Here is a 20,582-nt window from a genome sequence, read left to right on the forward strand (position 1 = left end):
AATTAGGTTTCGTTTTTTCAAAAAAGAGGAACTTCCACAAGTTGTTTTAGAATTTCGAATGTAACATAATACAAATTGAATTACATTCACAATCATTATTCCAGCGAGCTTCGAAGAATAAGTAAAAGAAAGAGAATTGCTGAAAAGGTGATATTTAATAGTCGGTTCTTTAATGCTTTAAGGATGGAACATACAAACGGAGATATGTTTTACGTAGCATCAGGTCATTGCAAGGAGAGAAGTGAAAGAAGTAGCTTCTTTCCTTGCTTTTTTGTTCAAGTACAATTGAACGAACCCCTTGTTGCTTAAAATTATCTGGCTTTCATTGCATTGACTTGGTATATTTAGGGAAAAGTAGAATGACACTATGAGATAGATGAATTACAAGGTATTTCTTCGGTTTATGAACTAGTTTAAAAAGTCATTTATACAGAAACCTCTCAATAGGGGGGATCAGTAGCAACCGTTGATGTGGACTTCTTACTTGCCTCATAGTAATGATAGGAAGGTTGGAAGTAGTGAAAAAGCTCTCTCTGTTTTTCATAATGTTTACTCTGTTTTTTATTGTAGGATGCCAAAATAGCAATGAGGATAAAACTAATACCGAAGAACCTGAAAGTAAAAGTGCTACTAAAGTAGAAGATGATTCAGGAAATCTACTTCATTTTGAAGGTTTTGTTGTTGAAAAGGTTTATGAGAATGGAAGAGAAAAAGTTTTAGTTGTGAATGGAATAAAGGAGTCTGAAGCTATAAAACTGACCTTTGATGAGTTGGTAGGCGAAGTTGGTAAGGAGAATACTGTATATTTTACTAATGAAAATCATCTTTTTAAAGAAATAGAAGAAGGTGAGAAAGTAAAGGTGTTTTGGGACAGCACCGTACCTTACTCTCAACCTTCGGTAGCTACATACGTAGCTGTAAGGGCCGAAATAATAAAATAAATTTTCTTAAAAGAAAAGGTAATTTTAAAAATAAAGAGTTCTAAAACTGCTTGAGCTAATCACTATGAAATTAAGTTTATGAATGTCCCCTCTGTACCGATAACTTGAAATTGGACAGACAAATACTTTGGAAAAGAGCGATTTTACATGGACATCTACATAGCAGCATTTTGCAGTATCTGGGCATCATTTATCCTATATCTGCTTATTGAAAAAAAGGGGAAGAAACGGGATAAACTCTTTTTATATTTTGGTATGGCCATCCTGCTTTTTATTCTAAGCATGTCTTCTTATTAAAATGCTGCAGAGGTTTGAATGTAACTTATGGGGGATTAAGCGATCTTCCCTTGTCGCCTTCAAAAGCTTTCTATTCCTAAATTCGCCGTAATTTCCTGTGGCCGCTTTATTTAGTTGACTCTACTACCAAAGGAGACTTTAATATGAAAAAATTCTATTTGGGCCTGCTCGTGGGAATTGGAATAGGCGTGGCACTGTACTGGATCGTCACTCACAGATCTTATGATGAAGCTTTCTACTTTCCCGAAGGATTTGAAGGATGTTCTTATGTCGTCTATGATCTCGAAGGAACGCCGCCGCTGGAGATTCAGGATGGAGCTATTCAGTATCGGTTCAATAGAGAAGGGCTGGTGCTTACCTCTTCACCTCAAGACTTTGGCTGGGAGGGCAGAGACCATTCCGGGATGCATAAGTCGAGCTATACGTATGTTAATGAGCAAGGCGAGAAAACAAGTGAGATTCCAAATAGTGAGATTGGATTTGTTTCGCTGGGAAGCTATTCTGTTAATGGTCGGACTCAGATTACGCGTTTATCCGTTCCCTTGAAGGAGACGGCTGAAGTTTGCGACTTGGCCTACGAAGAATTAGAAAGAAAGTTGGACGGAAAATTGGGGCCGAACTAAAGAGCGGAAAAGCTGTTTGATTATTTTTTAGCAGAAATTAATAATTCAAAAAGAGGAAATTAAAGAGACAGACATAACATAAATGAACTGAGCTCCAAATGGTAGACACTTTAAAAAAGTGACCCCATTTGGAGCTCAGTTCATCTATGATTTCCAATATTTATTTTTATATATTTTTATTTCGCGTTTTTAATTATTTTTCCTATTCCAAGACTGATTAAAAGAATTCCTAAGAGTGAAAAGACGACAGCCCAAATACTTTTTTCTCCAAATAAAGAAGTCAAAACCTCATCAAAAGACGGAATACCAATTGTACTCAGCAGCGGAAGGATAAAAAGTATAACAATGATGCCAAATCCAAAGGCGAATAGGGCTGTTTTCCTTTTAGCATTCAAAAAATTACCTCCTAATTTATCTATAAAACAATAGGTGTTAGATAATAAAAAGAGCGAAATGATAATTTATGATAACATATACTATTATTTTTACCAAATAACGGATTTTAAATGTAACTACATATTAAGTCAACGGATTTGTCTACGAATTGTAAATTCTTAATGAATACACAGTAAAATATCCGGAATTATCGGAAGAGAAGAAGTCAACCAGCTTCTTCTCTTTTTTAAATTCTCCTTTGGAATAAAAAATTTATCAAAAGCAGAACACTCACTCCGTTAAATGGGTATAATAAGAACAAATGTTCTTATTATTAGGAGGAATTGAGGATGGAAGAGAAAAGAAATAAGCGTCCTAAAAATGAAAGAAGGCACACGCAGTGGGAGGGACTGTTCGTCTCGCAGCATGCCTGGGATGCCGATAACGGAAGCGATCCGCAGCCGATGCTCAGTGCCGAGGAAAAACAAGCCATATGGGATATGCTGCTTGTAGCTTATGAACGCAAATGCCCTGTATTTATTCAATCCTGGAAAGACCGCCATTTTCACTACAAGCACTGTACAATTCGAGAACTAGATTGGGAGCAGCGGCTCATTACATATGAAGAACCATTAGGCGGTCAGCAACTTGCAATTGGTACAATTACTTCTATTTATATGCTGGACTAATCGAAAAATACCCAGAATTTACTGTCTGCATCTGTTTTGGATTCAGCTGTGCAAGATTGAAGGGAGTACATTACTATATAGTAGTACTCCTCGTTTCTATGTTCGCAAAATATCAATTTAACGAACATATAGAGTGCGCCTGTGATAAAATGAAGATACGAGAAGGCTTTATATGCACTATACTAAAATTAACTTCGAATTCTACGAAAAGCAGGTGTTAATAAATGAGTAAATTAAATCGGGTTGATGAATTAAAAGAACAATTGGATCAACATCGGCCGCTGCCCGCTGCGGCCGTTAAAAACCTGCGCGACGTCTACCGTGTGGAATGGACCTATAATTCAAATGCTATCGAAGGCAACACCTTATCTTTGGTTGAGACGAAGGTGGTCATGGAAGATGGTTTAACCATTGGCGGCAAGCGGCTTCAGGAGCATTTCGAGGTCATTAATCACTCGGAAGCTATCAACTTTATCGAGGATCAAGTGAATCGGATAGAGCCGCTTGATGAACGTACATTAAAGACCATCCATCACTTGATTCTGAAAAATATTGATGATGAAAATGCTGGTACTTATCGATCGATTAACGTTCGAATCTCCGGTAGCCAACATGAGCCGCCGCATTTTCTTCAGGTTCCAGACGAGATGAAACGTCTCTTCGCTTGGTACGAAGAAGAGAAAGACCGGCTACATCCGGTGGAATTGGCCGCATTATTTCATTTTAAATTCGTTTATATTCATCCCTTTGCGGATGGCAATGGTCGGACTGCACGGTTACTGATGAATTTGATCCTGATGAGCCATGGCTTCCCTCCCGCTATCGTAAAAGCTGAGAATGAACAGCGATTAACTTATTATGAGACGTTGGAGAAAGCCAGTGTACAAAATGATGTTCGTCCCTTTGTTGCATTGATTGCAACGTGTGTAGAAGAAAGTTTAACCAACTACTTACGAGCGGTTCAGTAAACCGCTTCTCAATTTAATTGTTCGCTTAAATTACATTTTGCGAACATATGATGAGTAAAGAATAAAAGGAGCGGCTACCTATGGCATTAACACCTGAAGAACTCCAGATTCTCCAGCGGATTGAAAATCAGCTGAAAGATATGCCCTTCTACGTGGTGGAATATGTCCGCTCCAAAAAGCGGGCCGGACTTTCAGCGGATACCTTGCTGCAGTACCTCTACCGCTACCAGCACTTTTTCCAGTGGCTGCTTCGCGAGGAGCTGGCGGATGCTACAGATACCAGTTCGATTCCCTATTCTGTATTAGCTGAACTGAAAAAGCAGGATGTCGAACTCTACCTCGAATTTCTGAAAGAAGAATCCATTCCGCATGAGAAAGATGCGGTGAAAAAACGTGGGCAAGCGGTCGTTGCCCTGTCCACGAATGCATTGAAATCGCTATTTAACTATTTGACGAAAGAAACGGAAAATGCAGACGGAGAATCCTACTTCTACCGGAACGTCATGAGCAAGATCGTCCTGCATACGAAAAAGGAAACGGCCAGCCGCAGGGCGCAGAAGATCAGCTCTGTTATCTTAAATGAACATGAAATCACCGATTTCCTGCAGTTTTTGGAAGAGGCGTATGAAGCGACGTTGGAGAATGCGCTGGCACGCCAACGGTTTAATCGCGATCGGGAACGGGACTTGGCCATCCTTTCCCTGTTTCTCGGAAGCGGCATCCGTCTTGGGGAATTGTCGCGTATCCTGGTGAAGAAAATCAATTTGAAGAAACAGTTTATCGACATCAAACGAAAAGGCTCAAAAGAAGACACCGTTCGCATCATGGACCAAGCGAGCCGGCACTTAAAAGCGTATCTGGATATCCGGGAAAGCCGCTATCCCAGTGCAATAGAAGTCCCTTTCCTCTTTGTCTCGCTCTACGGGGGAACGGCTCGTCCCTTGTCCCGCCGCGCGATTGAGAAGCTGGTGACCAAATACACTGCGGCCTTTGCCCAAGGAGAAGGCATGAGTCCGCATAAGCTGCGCCATACCTTTGCAGCGGACTTTATCCGGAATGGCGGCAGCATTGTCCTGTTGCGTGATCAATTAGGTCATAGCAACATTGAAACCACTTCGCTCTATACCAATTTGTCCAATAAAGATAATGAACAGGTCTTATCTCGGATGGAAGAAAACCGTTCAATAAAAGCAAAAACAGTCAACGAATCGTGAAAATAAAGCAAAGGACAGATAGCTTTGAACTGACCCGTTAATTTGAGACACCGAAAAAAACACTTAGGCTGCCATTGTCCGATACTCAATCGGGGGAATGGCAGTTTAATTTTGGAACGGTCGAATGTAGTTGTAATAATACATGTAATCTTCAACTTTCTATTGTACAATGGCATTAGTTAGGCTTACCCTTTCGAGGGTAGCGAATTTCTCCGACTTTAGCGAGCAGTGGAAGGATTCGATGACGGCGTTATCAAAGCAGTTCCCTTTGGGGGACATGCTGGTGATAATGCCGTTTTCTTTTGTCACTACTTGAAACATACGGGATGTGTACTGGGCACCTTGGTCACTGTGCAGGAGGGTGCCGGCTGTGTGGCACTTCCGGCATGCCAGTTCCAGCTGGGCATTCTGCGTGTCGCTGACTTTATAGGCGATTACTTCGTTGTTATACAAATCCAAGATCGTCGATAAGTAAAGCATGCTTTCCCCGAAGGGGAGATAGGTGATATCCGTCACCCAATTCTGGTTGGGGGCACTTGCTTTGAAATTCTGCTCCACCAGTTTCGGCACCACCAGGTGGCTTTCCCCCTTCATCTTCTTAGCTCGTTTGGGTTTGACCCGGCACTGAATATGGTATTTCTGCATGATCTTCTGTACCGTTTTTCGGTCGACCAGGATGCCGTTATTTTTCAACAATCCTTTCACTGTTCGATGACCGACGCGGAATTTCAGCTGTTCACAGATCGTCATCACCTGTTTTTCCAATTCCGTCTTCGCAAAATCTTTCCGGCGCCATCGATAATAGGTGGCGCCTGGGATGCCCATGCACCGGCAGATCAACATGACAGAATAAGCGTCCTTGAAGCTCTCGATGAGTTCTATGAAGAGGGCAGGTTCCACTTCCTTTCCAGTTCCCGGTACTTTCCCATGAGTTCTTCCTTTACTTCGTAATACAACACCTTTTTCTTCAATTCATCCAGTTCGCTTACTTCGGCATTGTAGCTGTACTGCTTTCCAACAGGTTGGGCAAACCGGTGGCTTTCGCCTTCTCGGTGCCATTTCATCCAAACTCTGATTTGGGAACTGTTTTTGATTTGGTGAATGGCCATGATCTCGGCATTGGTATATTCTCCACTTTGTTTCATTCGGATGACCTCACGCTTCACTTCTTCCGGATAGAATCGTTTCGTTGAGCCTTTTTTAGAACCTCTTTATGGACCCTTACAGAAAAACACCTCCAAACTGTCGTTAGTATTACAAACGACGATTGGGGTGTTTTTTCCTTGTCTCATTTTATTGGGTCACTCTAGCTTTTAATAAGCACCTCTTCTCGTTTTTAATAGTTCTCTATTAGGAGACATTTACTCGGCATAATATCAAAAGCAGTTTGTTAATAGGGTAACTTCTATGAAGAATATAGAGACAATGAAAATTTCATTCTCACTCGTATTAATTTAATATTTCCCTTTAAAACATATTCTTCTTTTTGTGTTTACTCATTGTACTTAACGTATTTGAAAACATTCTTTTAGCTCATAATTTTAAAGTAAAGGGAGAAAATTAATATAAATATTGAAAAAATCTGAGTTAGCTAATAGTTTCAGACAGAGCTAAGTATATTGTTCCGAACAAATATATATTCAAAATAGCTAGAATCATTTCCAGCTCTCAAGTTTACAATTTAACCGATCTTTTACATGCTAAAAATAAAAATATTAAACTCAAAATCAAAAGGATTAACCTATTTAAAATATAATATTCTGGTGAGTAGGAGTAAAAAAAGTTATTCGAGTTTGAGCCAAGTGAAAATATTTTAAAGATTCTAGCATCTGATAAAAAATCGACTAGAAAGTATATTAAAACAACAAATAGCCCAGCAAAACTATTTTTAGCATAAACCGTTATACATATAAATAAAGCTGATAAGAAAAGGATATTAGGAATAAAACGTAAACTTAGAATCAAACTATCTAAATCAAGAAACGAAACATTTCTAAAATAAAACATTCCTGTAAAGAAAGAGCCTAAGGATAAAGGAATTATGTAAGTAAGCCATCTTTTTAAAAGAACAAAATTAAAAGTTCTATTACTATAGAATGTAAATATCTCGTATGTCTCATCTTGATAATCGTTAAAAAATACATAAGAAATAATAAACATTGCTATTAGAGGAAAGATATAATCATAAAGATTATCTATACCTTTTAGCTTATTCCCTTCTTGAATAAGTGGAATATAATCATTAGTTGCTGGAAATAAAATAGAAACTAAGAATAATATTACTACTGCTGCATAAGCCAATTTTAATTTCTGATTTCCTTTATCGTACACATTAATAAAAGAAAGATTTTCATTCTCATTTTTTTTGTAAGTAGACATAGGCATTTTCCAGCGTAATCTCCTTATTCATATTATTTCCCTTCACTTCATCTGACTTAATAAATTTAACTTTTACTAAATCATTATTTAACCTTTTTTCTTCTATAATTGTTACTTTTTTCGAGAGTTGAGATAGCAGCTCTCTACTTGTTTCAGTCACATTAATTTCCGGGCTAGATAAGGAGATCATTTCTTCAACGCTCCCATTAAATGAGATGCACTTATCTTTTAACACCAATATCTTGTCACTAAATAATTCTACGTCTTCAATAATATGAGTTGATATTAACGTTATTGAATCTCTGCTGATTTCTGATAGAAGACTTCTAAATTCAATCCTTTGTTCTGGATCAAGCCCAACCGTCGGCTCATCTATTATAATAAGAGGCGGCTGACCAAGTACCGCTTGAGCTATGCCAAGCCTTCTTTTATATCCTCCAGAATATTTCCCAACCTTTTGATGAATGACTGATTCTAAATTAAATTTATCGACAATTTTTAGTATGTATTTTTTCTTATTACTCTCTTTAATCTTTTTAAGATCGTATACGTAAGACAAGAAATCATACCCAGTAACATTATTGTAAATATCAAAGTTTTGAGGCAAGTAGCCTACACTTTGAATTGGATACTGTTTTGTATCTAAAAGATTTGAATCATTCAACGTTACTTTACCATGCTTTGTAGACTTTAAACCTGTTAATATATTCATTAGAGTCGTTTTTCCAGCCCCATTATTTCCCAATAACGCAATTATTCCATTTGTTGCAGTAAAAGATACATTGTTTAAAATTTGTTTCTTACCATAAGAGAAATACACGTTCTCTACTGTTAAAGTATTTTTCATCCCAAGCTCTCCTATTGATTATAGTAAACTAAAATAGTATCTCCAATGATTTGAACAGGGCTACTACTTACCCCAAAAGGCCAAATACCCACTATAACACGCTTATATTTTTTATCTTTGAGAACTAATAAATCGTCTTCAGGGAAATTTTTATTTCCCAACATACTTTTAATTATACTTTCTAGATCTGATTTAAAACCGTTGACAGTAAAACTGTTAGGGATTATATATTGAATTCCATCTACTTCAGCTTGTTGGTACTGACCTGCAAATATATTTAAACTATTGGCAGTCCCTACTAAATGCTCTTCTTCAGAGGATAAAGAGGATATATTAGAGTATATTTTCGCGGATGAATTAACTGTTACCTCGAAATCTATGGAACTTTGATTCCTTAGATTGGGATACCAATCAAAAACACTTCCTGGTAGGTTAATAGCACTTTCAGCAACATAATAAGTATTAAAACCTATATTGTTGTTCATATTAACAGTACCTTCGTAGTCGATAGTTAAAGTAATAACGTCACCCTTCTTATGAGTAGAGGGAATATTAATTAAATTATTATTATGTGTAAAGGAAGTAGGGCTATTACTAATTTTTAAGTTTTTAACAGAAAAAATATTATCTAAGGCTAAGACGATATCTTTAGAGTTTTCCAAGAAACCAATTTTTAATGTTGCCTTATTTTTCAGCTTATTATTTAATTCTAAATTCATATTGTACTCTTGAATTTCATAAGAGATATTTTTCATACTTTGATTGGTTGGAAAAGTGACAGTTTGGTAATTTGAATTACTCCAAATAGGAAGTGAAAATATTGAAACAATCAGGATGCTCAGAATTAAAGAGTTTATTATTTTTTTCTTTGGAACCAAAAAAATTCTTACTATAAAGATAAATGAAAATATAATCAGAATGATAAAAAGTTTATCTAAAAAATAATCTGTATTGAATATTATGCCTGATAAATTATTGGACACAATGTAAGTGTTATCATCAAATATATTTAAATACTTATTTATTGGTTTTATCGGTATATTGGAGGAAACCCAAACAAAAAACCCATATACTATTAATGAAGATAGATAAGAAAATTTGTTCTTAATTAACAAACCCATTGAACTTCCAATAACCGCAGCCAGTGTGTTCGATATCAGCCATATAATTAAAAAATGTGTTATTCCTTTTAACAGAAAAGTAGGTTGAGTTAAATCATTTGCAAACAAAAACATCAGTGATACTGGAAGTAAAGCTATAATCAAAGAAATTATTCCACAAGACAAAATTAGAGAGTACTGTTTTTTAAGGCTATCTCTTTCTAAAAATATTAAAACATTCGATCTATTTAGCATAGTATAAGTTGAAGCTGTTACAAGGAATAGGTTAAAGCATATAATGCTATAAATGTAATTAGCAGTAAAGTAAGTAATAGAGACGAAAATTGATTCGTATAAATTATAAGTTAAAAAAAATAAAAAAAGTAATGTTAAAAGAAAAAGAGCGCTTCTTGTAATGGTTTTAATATAGAACAAATTGGTTTTCATTTATGTTATAAATAGCCTCTTTAGACTACTTATCTCCTTTCTTTCAATTAAATTAACTGAGATAAACACCAAATTTTATGCATTTGTGTTTATCTCAGCATTTAAATTACGAAGAAATCAATAGTCAGAAACTCTCATGTTTGATGAGGCAGATGAATTGCTACCACTCCATACATAATAATATGACTGTCCTGATCCATTAGGTGCTTTTGCTTTTGAATACCATACATCTTGAGTATTTACAGCTACCTTCGTGTTCACAGTCGCTGCAAGATCATCTGGTGACCAAGGATCTACTGTGTACATATCAATTTTACCTGTACCCGAAATCCCTCGAGCATGTAGGTATCTTGTACCTTCTCCATATTGTTTCAAGGTTGATTTAAAAGAAGTACCGCTTACCGTATCTGTAGTCCAAGTTGCTGCAGAAACGGCAACAGTTGAGAGTAAAGTCACTGCAGCCAGGCTTGCTGCCAAAAGATTACGTTTTGCTTTCATATATTCTCCTCTTTCCATACTTATTTTTAATTTATTACTGCGCGCACAATAATAACCTTTCATCAATTGATAACCTTAATTTACCACATAAAGAATATTAAACCATACATTTTTTTACAGAAATAAATAGTTGGTTAAATTTCCCTAAAAAGCTTTTTTACATTATGTAATTTTTAGTAAAATTAGAACAATTACTTATTTTTTGGATAATACTATATAATATTTATAATTTTAATATTTTGGTAAAAAATGGTTTTAAGTATTTACTTCATACTGTTTCTTAAAAAAATACTTTAAATTTTACTGATTATAAAAAGGGGTATCAGAAGCTAGAAAAAGAGAACGAAGGTGCTATTAATCCAGCACCTTCGTTCTCTTTTTCTTATAGGACTGCCGATAATTCCTCATATGTTAACTCGCTAAAAATGATTTAAATTTCAAATAAATCAGATATTTAAGTTGCATTTCTCTTAAATTCATCATATAGTTTCACAAAGGAAACATTTTATCCTATAGGAAACTAAGCACTAGTCATCCATCTCGAAAAGGAGGAGTGCGTCATGATTGAGGTGAAGGTCAAGCCGGCGGAGTCCGAGTACAAATCGTTCGAGGAAATCACCGCTTATCGGAAACAGCATCACAAAGTACTGGTTTTTCTTGGACCTGCTTTCATTGCCGGCGTCGCTTACATCGATCCGGGGAATTTTGCCACGAACATCACGGCGGGTTCGAAATATGGCTATCTCTTGCTGTGGGTCGTGCTGGCATCCAATTTAATGGCCATTCTGATTCAGTCTTTATCGGCCAAACTGGGCATTGCTACAGGGCTGAATCTTCCGGAAGTGTCGCGGGAAAATCTGCCCAAACCGGTATCTTTCGGTCTATGGATTCAAGGCGAACTGGTCGTCATGGCAACTGATCTGGCCGAATTTATCGGGGCGGCTTTGGGGTTATATCTCTTGTTCGGCATTCCGTTGTTTCCGGCAGCATTGATCGCTGCTGTCGGTTCTTTTGCCATTCTGGAGCTGCAGCGAAGAGGGGTGCGCCAGCTGGAAGCCGGAATTGCGGGAATGGTACTGATTGTGGTCCTCGCTTTTGGGCTGCAGATGGTTTTTGCGCAACCGGAACCGTCTTCGATTTTCAAGGGGCTGTTCACACCCCAATTCCAAGGCGTGGATAGTGTCATGTTGGCCGCCGGTATCCTCGGGGCCACTGTTATGCCGCATGCTATCTACCTGCATTCCGCTCTAACGCAAAAACGCGTCATCGGGAAAACGGAAATCGAACGAAAACAGATTTTCCGCTATGAATTTTTTGATGTGTTGATAGCCATGATCATTGCAGGCGCAGTAAACGCCAGTATGCTGATTGTTGCGGCTTCCCTTTTCTTCGGCAATGGCCTGCTCGTTGAAGACCTGGATGTAGCTTTCAACCAGTTTGGCGAGATCATCGGCCCGTTTTCCGCCATCTTATTTGGGGTTGCCTTGCTGGCGTCCGGATTGGCGAGTTCTTCCGTTGGGACCAAAACCGGCGACATCATCATGCAGGGGTATATCAAACGCCGAATCCCGCTTTATGTGAGAAGAGCCATTACGATGATTCCGCCGCTGGCCATTATCGCGTTGGGCGTCAATCCGACAGCTGCGTTGGTGTTAAGCCAGGTCATCCTGTCTTTCGGCATTCCGTTTGCCTTGGTTCCCCTGATCATTTTCACCAGTAACCGAAAAATCATGGGTAGCTTGGTGAACCATTGGCTGACAAAGTTCCTTGCTTGGGCCATTGCCTCGGTCATCATTGTCCTGAATCTGTTCCTGCTGTACCAAACGCTCCAGATGCTGTTTTAAGAAGAACTTCCGTTACTAGAGGCAAAAGAGTAATCCTTTGTATGGGGGAAGGAATTTTCATCAATATGACATAAAGATGAATTGATTTTAAACAAACCTGTACTACAGTTAAACTTGGGCATGTCCTGTATCAGTTCGCAAAGCTTTTGCTGGTATCTCTTCTGATGCAGTTGCCTTGATGAATGTTTCAATAGTTCATCATGAAAAGAGGAGGTAACAACATGACGGGAAAGAAAAACGACCAAAAGGATTGGTCTTCTGCTATTGGGTTTCTCTTTTATAGCGGTGCCCTGCTCATTTGGTCCATATACGATTTCATAGCAGCGGATCAGATTGGCTGGCAAATGCCCATCCTCTTCATTGGATTGGCACTTTTTCTCTGGTTGAAGGTATACAAGCATCAAAAGAGCGTGAAGGCGTCTCTGGCAGCCAGACATTAAAGAATATGGATTCAATAAAAAGCGCTTCACACTCGAAAATGTGAAGCGCTTTTGCATATTCTTATGATTACATAGGTTTGATCTGTTCCATGTAGCTTTGGATGTCTTCTTCCGACATTTCCCCGGTGATGATCTTTTCGATGTTGCCTTCGGCATTCACCAGAAGGGTCGTCGGCAGTGGGATGACGTTATAGGCTTCCATAACGCTCTTGTTTTTATCAATGACAATCGGGAACGTCAAATCACGCTGTTCGGCATATTGCTTCACTTCGTAATCCGACTGCGCGATGTTGACGGCCAAGATCTGGACCCCCTGGTCCTTGTAGACCTGGTACTGCCTTTCCATCAGCGGAAATTCCTTTTCGCATGGTTTGCACCACGTTCCCCAGAAATTGACGAATACCCCTTGCCCTTTATAGTCAGACAGCTGATGCTCTTCCCCGTTCAAATCCGTCAATTTAAAATCCGGTGCCGGATCTCCCACCTGGAGCACTTCCCGGTTCTCCTTGGTGGCATTGTTGTAGAGTGTAAACCCGATTGCCCCGGCGAGAACCAGCAAGATGGCGGTTCTCATGAAAAAACGGTTCTTCTTCTTTGTCGCCAAGCCACATTCCTCCCTTTCTTTTCATCTATTCCATCTGTACGGTTAGAATCCGGTGAATCCGCCCGTAAACTGCGACAGGTATGCGATGACATCCGTCATCATATCAAAATACAGCATGACGCCCATGAGGACCATCAAGCCCCCACCAATCGACATGAACTGGGCACTCCGTTTTTTCAGGAAGGTCATCTTCTCGATAAAGAACGACATCAAGAGGAACGGAATCGCAAAGCCCAAAACATAAAACAGCATATACAAGAGCCCTCGGCTCGGATCGGCGATGCCCATCGCCATGACCGCAGCAAGGATCGGGCCGGTGCACGGCGTCCATCCGGCGGCGAAACCCAGTCCGATTACCACGGAGCCCGTATAGCCCGAAGGCCGCTTCTGGAAATGGACTTTCTTATCCGAAAGCAGGAAATCGAATTTCAGGACGCCTGTCAGCACCAAACCGAAAAATACCATCAAGATGGCGCCCAATTGGCGCAACAGGTCGGCGTTCTCAAAAAAGAAAGCACCGATAAACGAAGTTGATAAGCCAAGCGCCAGAAAAATGATGGAAAATCCGAATAAAAACAGCACGGTATGAATCAGCGCACTCTTTTTCATCGCGCCTTTCCCCGTTTTCAGCTCATTGACCGAGACACCTGTGATGTAGGACAAAAAAGCCGGATACAGTGGAAGCGCGCAAGGCGACAGGAACGATAACAGCCCGGCGCCGAACGCCAGCACTAAACTTACTTCTGCCATAGAAAGAACTCCTTTTGAATGACGCTCATTTATTTACGTCATCCTATTGTAGAATACGGTATATTAATTGGTTTTTTTCTTCACAATCAACAGCACCATCGCAATCGTAATCATCAGAAAAGCAATGAGTGCAAGGAAGGGGATGGTGATGAACCCCAACCAGTTGATGTACTCCGCGCTACAGGGAACCCCACTCACACAGGGACGGATGCCGCCGAATCCCGGAATTTTCTGTTCCATGTAGTGCATGGCCGAGATGCTGCCGCCGATAACGGCTAACGGCAGGACATAACGGGCGATCTTCCAATCGTTCTGGAACGTCGCGATCCCCAAAATCACCACGAGCGGATACATGAAGATCCGCTGGAACCAGCACAGGTCGCACGGGATGAAGCCTTTGATTTCACTGAAGTACAGGCTGCCGAGCGTTGCCAATAATGAAACGAACCAGGCTCCATAAAGCCAAAAACCACTCTTGTCGGATTGCTTGTGGGTCTCTTCCATCAGTTTGCCTCCGCTAACGCTTCATCGATCAGCGCTTTGATGGCGTCGTAATCAAACGGATCTTCCAGCGTCTGGCCATTGACGACGATTGTTGGCGTCATCGACACGTCGTGCTTCTCTACCAACGCCTTGTCCACTTCGACTCTATCCATGGTCTCTTGCTTTTCCATGTCCGCTTTCAGTTTTTCCGGATCAATGGCTGGGAATTGGGAAGCCACTTCCAAGGTTTTTTCAGGCGTCAGCCAAGCCCCATCGTGATTTTCAGTCGGCTGTTCCGCAAATAGAGCTTTGTGGAAATCCCAGTAGGATTCCGGGTTTTGTTCATAGACCGCTTCAGCGGCCAATGAGCCCACAACCGATTCATTGCCATGGAACAGGACATTGATATAGGCGAATTTCACATCGCCCGTGTCGACATAGTCTGTCACCAGCTGCGGGTACACCATTTCTCCCCACGCTTTACAAGAAGGGCACTTGAAGTCCCCGAATTCCACGATTGTGACCGGTGCATCGCTTTCGCCAAGCGTCGGTTGGCCCGTGATGTCCACATTTGCGGTTTCCACAGACGAGGCACTTTGCTGGTTCGTCAAGACCACGATGGCTGCGAGAACCGCGACTGCTGCCAATGTCAGGATTACCGCTAGCTTCATCCCCGATTGTTTCTTCTTATTTTTCTGATTCATAAAATCCCTCTTTTCTATGGTGATCTATTGATTAAATGCTTGTCATCAATCCCAAGTACATCGCTAAGACACAACATAAACTCATGACTAGCGAAACGCGTGCCGGCATCTTTTGCTTGAAGCAATACACAACCAGGAAGCCGAACACGGCTGCCACGAGTAAAAATAACATACTTAACAGATTAAACCCGAACTGCAAGGTCATGGCCGAATCGATCTGGCCGGAATAGAAATAATCGAAGATTTTCGAGGGGCCGCTGCTCCGTAAATAGGTCTCAATGGAATGGGGCGGCTCCTGCTGCCCCAAAACCCCCGTCGTAATGAAAATCAGCAGCAAGATAACACTTTCCGCCTTTGCCCAAGGCAGCGGGTTGATGCCGCTGCCGCGCTGCAGTTTCCGCCGAATCCAAACCCCGTTGATGAGGACAAAAAGCAGAACCGGAAGAACCATCAAATGCTTCAGCAACAACGCTTGCCCATAAGGCATCATCCACGTTTCCTGATATTCCGTCAGTTCGACGGCCAGGGTCATGATGAAGAGGCCGGAACCGATCACTAACGCCAAACAGCTCAGGGCTACTGGCGTGTACCACTTCAAGAAGGGCAGCCAGTTCTGCTGGGACGTGGAAAACCAGCTGACGACCAGCAACAGGCCGACCCAGACCGTGACAGCCGCAAAATGAAGGGTATGGAAAACCAGCCCGCTCCAATCGTTCAGAGAAGCAGAATGGCTCGCCCAGCCTAAGGCGACCAGCAGAACTGCCGTAAATGCCAGAGCTGCCGAAATGAAGGCCTTTCGCTCCAATACCGGAATTACAGAAACAAATAGATAGAAAAAGAGCGATACGATAATGGTCAATGTCCAGGCTTTCCCTACTGCAAATTCTCCGATCACGTTCCGAATCGTCAGCAGCAACCCGATGTCTTCATATAAAAACAGGATCACGCGAACTACGGGTGCAGCAGACAACAGGACGATCCCCAGAATCGACACCTGCAGCACCCGTTTGGATAGCTTCAAAGGCGGCTTCAGGTGAGGCGGAACTAAATGGATGAGCAAGGTGCCGATTAGTAGCGAAAAACAAAGATAAAGCAACGCTTCCGTTAAGTACACCCCAATCATCTAGTTCGCCCTTCTCTTCGCCGTCCAGATTAAAGTACAGGCTGCCACCACGATTAGTACCATGAGTACCAGCACTAAGGTGTATGAGGATCCAGCTTCTTCTTCTGGTTGTGCCTGCACTTCCTGCACTGTCTCTACAGGCGCTTCCGTCTCTTTTGGAACATCCGGTACTGCTGTTTCCGCACCCGTTTTTAAAGTGAACGCATAGGAGCCTTCAATAGGATGGCCATCTGCCCCGATAATATTCCAGTTGACTGTGTATTCCCCGTCTGCCATCGCAGCCCCGAGTGTCCCAACCATTGTGTCGTTCTCGACTGAGACTCCGAGTGGAATTTCCATTCCCTCAGCATCTTTTACGGTGAAGGAGCTGGCTTTCTCTAACTCGGTATTGAATGCCAGAACCATTTCCTGCAGCTCTTCGGTCACAACCTCCCCTTCAGCGGGTGTGCTGCTTTCAAGTCCAGTATGAGCAAAAGCGCTTGGTCCGTACAGAAAGAAGACCAATAACGTCAATGCGATAATCTTTTTCATGGGTTTGCCTCCTTATGCTTAGAAGAAAAGATTTACTATTTAAGTTCGAAGGAGCCTTTCGGCTATTCACTCCCTGTTCATTCTAACAAGCAAGCTCAAACATTAAAACAACCATTTGAATATATAATTGACAATTCAGCGAAAAGTTTATACACTTACATTAATCAAACGTTCGTTTGAATGTTTAATTATTGGACGGCTAATAGATAGTGCCGGTATCCACAAAGGAGTTGGTGATGCTGATAGCCACGATTTTCACCGCGGTTGTCGCTTATGTTGCGACAAGCATTGATTACGTCATTATTTTGCTGATCCTTTTTTCGCAGACGCTGAAAAAAGGCCAATTAAGATCCATTGTCGTTGGACAATATTTAGGAACTACCATTTTGGTGGGTGTCAGCCTGTTGGCTGCCTACGGCTTGACACTTGTCCCCCCTCATTGGGTCGGCTTGCTGGGCCTCATTCCCATCTACCTGGGCATCCGGGTCTGGAAACGAGAAGAAGAAGAGGAAGACGAAGAGAATCTTTTGTCCCGCCTGTCTTCAGGAAAGCCCAACCGTTTGTTTATCACTGTGACAGTCATCACCTTGGCAGCTGGCGGCGATAACATCGGCGTGTACATACCGTATTTCTCAACCCTGAATCCAAGTGAGACCATCGTGATGCTGGTCGTCTTCGCCATTTTGGTCGCTGTCTTGTGTTACCTCAGTTACCGTCTGGCATCGATTAAAACAATCTCGGAAACAATTGAGAAATGGGAGCATTGGATTGTCCCCATTGTCTTTGTTGGACTCGGCATCTTGATTATGATGGAGAACGGAACCTTCCGTTTCCTTTGGGAATTGGTGAATTAATGGGATTTTCAAAGCTTTGTATGACTAGAGGAAAGTGAACTATTGGAAGAACGAAACGAAAAAGGAGTGAAAGAAATTGGCAAAAGATATTTGTGATGTGGTCTGTATAGATGAAGAAAAGGTGGAACGAGTTCAGCAACAATTGGCGGAACAGAATCCATTGGAAGTGGCGAAAATCTTCAAGGCGTTGTCGGACGATACGCGTATCAAGATTGCCTATGCCCTCTCGCTGGAGGACAAACTTTGTGTGTGCGACGTGGCGAATATCATCGGCTCTTCCACCGCAACCGCCTCCTACCACCTGCGCTTGTTGAAGAATATGGGACTCGCGAAATACCGCAAGGAAGGTAAATTGGTCTACTACTCACTGGATGACGCGCATGTGAAACACTTGGTACAAGTGGCCTTCCTCCATCAGAAGGAGGTCGTTTCCGTTGGTTGAAAAAACAAAGGAAACCGAAGACAAAACCGTTTACCGGGTTGAAGGCTTCTCGTGTGCGAACTGCGCGGGGAAATTCGAAAAGAACGTCAAGCAGATTCCTGGAGTCCAAGATGCGAAAGTGAACTTCGGAGCTTCCAAAATTGCGGTTTACGGCGCAGCGACGGTCGAGGAATTGGAAAAAGCCGGTGCCTTTGAGAACTTGAAAGTGGCACCGGAAAAACTGAAACGCCAACCGGTTCCTGAAGTGAAGGTGGCAGTCGAAGACAAAAGTGTTTACCGGGTCGAGGGCTTTTCGTGCGCAAACTGCGCCGGAAAATTCGAGAAGAATGTGAAGCAGATTCCGGGCGTCCAGGATGCCAAAGTGAATTTCGGTGCATCTAAAATTTCCGTTTATGGGGCAGCGACCATCGATGAACTGGAGAAAGCCGGTGCCTTTGAAAACCTGAAGGTGGCGCCTGAAATAACCGGACGTCCAGCTATCCCGAATACCGGAACTGAAAAAGCGACCGAACGAACAGAGAAAAAAGTGCCATTCTACCAAAAGCACAGCGTCCTGCTCTACTCCGCCCTGCTGATTGTCTTCGGGTACGTTTCCCAATCTGTGAACGGGGAAGATAACCTGATGACGTCCCTCCTGTTTGTGGCAGCCATTGCCATTGGTGGGTACTCACTCTTTAAGATCGGCTTGCAGAACCTGATTCGTCTGGATTTCGACATGAAGACCCTTATGACCGTCGCGGTCATCGGGGCAGCCTTTATCGGCGAATGGGCGGAAGCGTCCATCGTGGTCATCTTGTTTGCCATCAGTGAAGCACTGGAACGCTATTCGATGGACCGAGCCCGGCAATCCATCCGTTCGTTGATGGACATTGCGCCGAAAGAGGCACTGGTCCGGCGGAATGGCCAGGAACTTCTAATCTCGGTGGACGACATTGTGGTGGGCGACACCATGATTGTCAGACCCGGCCAGAAGATTGCAATGGATGGCACGGTAACTAACGGCTATTCGGCGGTCAATCAGGCAGCAATTACCGGTGAATCCGTGCCGGTTGCCAAGACCGTGAACGATGACGTCTTCGCCGGCACGCTGAACGAAGAAGGCTTGCTGGAAGTCCAAATCACCAAACTGGTCGAAGATACGACCATCGCAAAAATCATTCATCTGGTCGAGGAAGCGCAGGGCGAACGCGCCCCATCACAGGCATTTGTCGACAAGTTCGCGAAATACTACACACCGATCATCATGGCAGTAGCTGCACTCGTGGCCATTGTTCCGCCTCTTCTGTTTGATGCCAGCTGGGAAACCTGGGTTTATCAAGGATTAGCTGTTTTAGTGGTGGGTTGTCCGTGTGCGTTGGTCATTTCGACACCGATTTCAATCGTATCGGCCATCGGGAACGCGGCGAAAAAAGGCGTGCTAATCAAAGGCGGCGTCTACTTGGAGGAAATGGGTGCACTGAAGGCCATCGCATTTGATAAGACCGGTACCCTGACTAAAGGAGTTCCGGTCGTAACGGATTTTGAAGTCCTGAACAAGCAAGTAAACGAAAAAGAGCTGCTTTCCATCGTGACAGCGCTGGAGTACCGCTCGCAGCATCCCCTTGCCTCCGCCATCATGAAAAAAGCGGACGAGGAAAACATCCATTATGCCTCTGTCTTAGTCGAAGAGTTCTCTTCCATCACCGGCAAAGGGATCAAAGGGACAGTGGATGGCATCACGTACTACATCGGCAGCCCGATTCTCTTCAACGAGCTGGGCGCTGCAAGTGCCGATCACACCCTGGACCAAACCGTAACGGCGCTGCAAGAACAAGGCAAAACCGCGATGATCATCGGCACGGAACAACACATCCTGGCGATAATTGCCGTCGCCGACGAAGTCCGGGACTCCAGCAAGGAAGTCATCCAGAAGCTGCACGATATGGGCATCAAGAAGACGATCATGCTGACGGGCGACAACAAAGCGACCGGTCAGGCCATCGGCCGAGAGGTCGGTGTCACCGAAATCCAGGCCGAGCTGATGCCAGAAGACAAATTGAATGTCATCAAACGCTTACGGGCCGAGTACGGCAACGTGGCAATGATTGGAGACGGCGTGAACGACGCGCCGGCACTCGCCGCTTCTACCGTTGGGATTGCCATGGGCGGTGCTGGAACCGATACGGCTTTGGAAACGGCAGATGTCGCTTTGATGGGCGACGATTTGAGCAAGCTGCCATTCACGGTGAAATTGAGCCGGAAATCCTTGAATGTCATCAAAGCGAACATCGCGTTTGCCATCGGGATCAAGGTAATTGCGCTGCTGTTGGTCATTCCGGGTTGGTTGACCCTGTGGATCGCGATTATGTCCGACATGGGAGCTACTCTCCTGGTGGCCCTCAACAGTTTACGGCTGATGCGTGTAAAAGAATAAAAAGAAACAGCGTGCA

The 20,582-nt window shown here is 42.5% G+C and carries 21 protein-coding genes and 1 pseudogene; 10 read left to right on the top strand and 12 right to left on the bottom strand.

The features are described from left to right. Positions 1 to 518 precede the first annotated feature (518 nt). Together NFU07_RS13220 and NFU07_RS13225 are read left to right on the top strand one after the other, a co-directional pair. Entirely contained in the window at positions 519 to 941 is a 423-nt protein-coding gene (locus NFU07_RS13220; RefSeq protein ID WP_251479179.1) for a DUF3221 domain-containing protein, read from the top strand. A 440-nt stretch (positions 942 to 1,381) separates the two neighbouring features. Then, entirely contained in the window at positions 1,382 to 1,861 is a 480-nt protein-coding gene (locus NFU07_RS13225; protein ID WP_251478870.1) for a DUF6843 domain-containing protein, read from the top strand. A gap of 176 nt (positions 1,862 to 2,037) precedes the next feature. Here the strand turns inward: NFU07_RS13225 and NFU07_RS13230 are convergent, their stop codons facing one another. Continuing rightward, positions 2,038 to 2,256, bottom strand: a complete 219-nt coding sequence (locus NFU07_RS13230; protein WP_251478872.1) for a hypothetical protein — start codon at positions 2,254 to 2,256, stop codon at positions 2,038 to 2,040. 330 nt (positions 2,257 to 2,586) lie between these two features. Here NFU07_RS13230 and NFU07_RS13235 point away from each other — a divergent pair, with 330 nt between their 5' ends. The 3 genes from NFU07_RS13235 (at position 2,587) to xerS (ending at position 5,107) form a co-directional block, all read left to right on the top strand. Further along, complete coding sequence (locus NFU07_RS13235) at positions 2,587 to 2,925, top strand: hypothetical protein (protein ID WP_251478873.1); 339 nt, start codon at positions 2,587 to 2,589, stop codon at positions 2,923 to 2,925. Between the two features lie 224 nt (positions 2,926 to 3,149). Beyond that, positions 3,150 to 3,893 carry a Fic family protein gene (locus NFU07_RS13240; RefSeq protein WP_251478878.1) on the top strand — a complete coding sequence of 248 codons (744 nt, stop codon included), beginning with the start codon at positions 3,150 to 3,152 and terminating at the stop codon, positions 3,891 to 3,893. Positions 3,894 to 3,973: 80 nt separating this feature from the next. Beyond that, positions 3,974 to 5,107, top strand: coding sequence for a tyrosine recombinase XerS (gene xerS / locus NFU07_RS13245; protein ID WP_251478880.1), 1,134 nt, complete (start codon positions 3,974 to 3,976; stop codon positions 5,105 to 5,107). Positions 5,108 to 5,170: 63 nt separating this feature from the next. Here xerS and NFU07_RS13250 read toward each other — a convergent pair. From NFU07_RS13250 to NFU07_RS13270, 5 genes and pseudogenes are all read right to left on the bottom strand, one after another. Beyond that, a pseudogene (locus tag NFU07_RS13250) lies at positions 5,171 to 6,252 on the bottom strand (IS3 family transposase). A gap of 529 nt (positions 6,253 to 6,781) precedes the next feature. Beyond that, a complete protein-coding gene (locus NFU07_RS13255; RefSeq protein ID WP_251478882.1) occupies positions 6,782 to 7,486 on the bottom strand; it encodes a hypothetical protein in 705 nt (234 codons plus the stop codon). Continuing rightward, positions 7,464 to 8,333, bottom strand: coding sequence for an ATP-binding cassette domain-containing protein (locus NFU07_RS13260; RefSeq protein ID WP_251478884.1), 870 nt, complete (start codon positions 8,331 to 8,333; stop codon positions 7,464 to 7,466). Before NFU07_RS13260 ends, NFU07_RS13255 begins: the two co-directional genes overlap by 23 nt. 11 nt (positions 8,334 to 8,344) lie before the next feature. After that, on the bottom strand, positions 8,345 to 9,598 hold the full coding sequence (locus NFU07_RS13265) for a M1 aminopeptidase family protein (protein ID WP_251478885.1): 1,254 nt from the start codon (positions 9,596 to 9,598) through the stop codon (positions 8,345 to 8,347). Between the two features lie 399 nt (positions 9,599 to 9,997). Beyond that, positions 9,998 to 10,378 carry a hypothetical protein gene (locus tag NFU07_RS13270; RefSeq protein WP_251478887.1) on the bottom strand — a complete coding sequence of 127 codons (381 nt, stop codon included), beginning with the start codon at positions 10,376 to 10,378 and terminating at the stop codon, positions 9,998 to 10,000. A 560-nt stretch (positions 10,379 to 10,938) separates the two neighbouring features. Here NFU07_RS13270 and NFU07_RS13275 point away from each other — a divergent pair. Next, positions 10,939 to 12,222 (top strand): Nramp family divalent metal transporter, encoded by a 1,284-nt coding sequence (locus tag NFU07_RS13275; RefSeq protein ID WP_285835968.1) that lies wholly within the window; start codon positions 10,939 to 10,941, stop codon positions 12,220 to 12,222. A gap of 221 nt (positions 12,223 to 12,443) precedes the next feature. Further along, positions 12,444 to 12,662 (top strand): hypothetical protein, encoded by a 219-nt coding sequence (locus NFU07_RS13280; protein ID WP_235196240.1) that lies wholly within the window; start codon positions 12,444 to 12,446, stop codon positions 12,660 to 12,662. 67 nt (positions 12,663 to 12,729) lie between these two features. Here the strand turns inward: NFU07_RS13280 and resA are convergent, their stop codons facing one another. From resA to NFU07_RS13310, 6 genes are all read right to left on the bottom strand, one after another. Beyond that, positions 12,730 to 13,266, bottom strand: a complete 537-nt coding sequence (resA, locus tag NFU07_RS13285) for a thiol-disulfide oxidoreductase ResA (RefSeq protein WP_285835969.1) — start codon at positions 13,264 to 13,266, stop codon at positions 12,730 to 12,732. Between the two features lie 42 nt (positions 13,267 to 13,308). Then, positions 13,309 to 14,016, bottom strand: a complete 708-nt coding sequence (locus NFU07_RS13290; RefSeq protein ID WP_235196241.1) for a cytochrome c biogenesis CcdA family protein — start codon at positions 14,014 to 14,016, stop codon at positions 13,309 to 13,311. A 63-nt stretch (positions 14,017 to 14,079) separates the two neighbouring features. Beyond that, positions 14,080 to 14,520: a disulfide oxidoreductase gene (locus NFU07_RS13295; RefSeq protein WP_251478889.1), complete on the bottom strand. Its 441-nt coding sequence runs from the start codon at positions 14,518 to 14,520 to the stop codon at positions 14,080 to 14,082. Beyond that, on the bottom strand, positions 14,520 to 15,203 hold the full coding sequence (locus NFU07_RS13300) for a DsbA family protein (RefSeq protein WP_251478890.1): 684 nt from the start codon (positions 15,201 to 15,203) through the stop codon (positions 14,520 to 14,522). The genes NFU07_RS13295 and NFU07_RS13300 overlap by 1 nt, the downstream gene beginning before the upstream one ends. 31 nt (positions 15,204 to 15,234) lie before the next feature. Then, positions 15,235 to 16,326, bottom strand: coding sequence for a copper resistance D family protein (locus tag NFU07_RS13305; RefSeq protein ID WP_251478892.1), 1,092 nt, complete (start codon positions 16,324 to 16,326; stop codon positions 15,235 to 15,237). Next, positions 16,327 to 16,857, bottom strand: coding sequence for a copper resistance CopC family protein (locus NFU07_RS13310; RefSeq protein ID WP_251478894.1), 531 nt, complete (start codon positions 16,855 to 16,857; stop codon positions 16,327 to 16,329). It abuts the gene before it with no gap. A 239-nt stretch (positions 16,858 to 17,096) separates the two neighbouring features. On the opposite strand from NFU07_RS13310, the gene NFU07_RS13315 reads away from it, so the two are divergent. From NFU07_RS13315 to NFU07_RS13325, 3 genes are all read left to right on the top strand, one after another. Next, positions 17,097 to 17,711, top strand: coding sequence for a CadD family cadmium resistance transporter (locus tag NFU07_RS13315; RefSeq protein ID WP_251479184.1), 615 nt, complete (start codon positions 17,097 to 17,099; stop codon positions 17,709 to 17,711). Between the two features lie 76 nt (positions 17,712 to 17,787). Further along, positions 17,788 to 18,153, top strand: coding sequence for an ArsR/SmtB family transcription factor (locus NFU07_RS13320; protein WP_235196246.1), 366 nt, complete (start codon positions 17,788 to 17,790; stop codon positions 18,151 to 18,153). Continuing rightward, a complete protein-coding gene (locus NFU07_RS13325) occupies positions 18,146 to 20,566 on the top strand; it encodes a heavy metal translocating P-type ATPase (RefSeq protein WP_251478896.1) in 2,421 nt (806 codons plus the stop codon). The genes NFU07_RS13320 and NFU07_RS13325 overlap by 8 nt, the downstream gene beginning before the upstream one ends. The last annotated feature ends 16 nt before the right edge of the window (positions 20,567 to 20,582 follow it).

The organism is Planococcus sp. NCCP-2050 (genome assembly GCF_023708025.1).
Lineage (GTDB): Bacteria > Bacillota > Bacilli > Bacillales_A > Planococcaceae > Planococcus.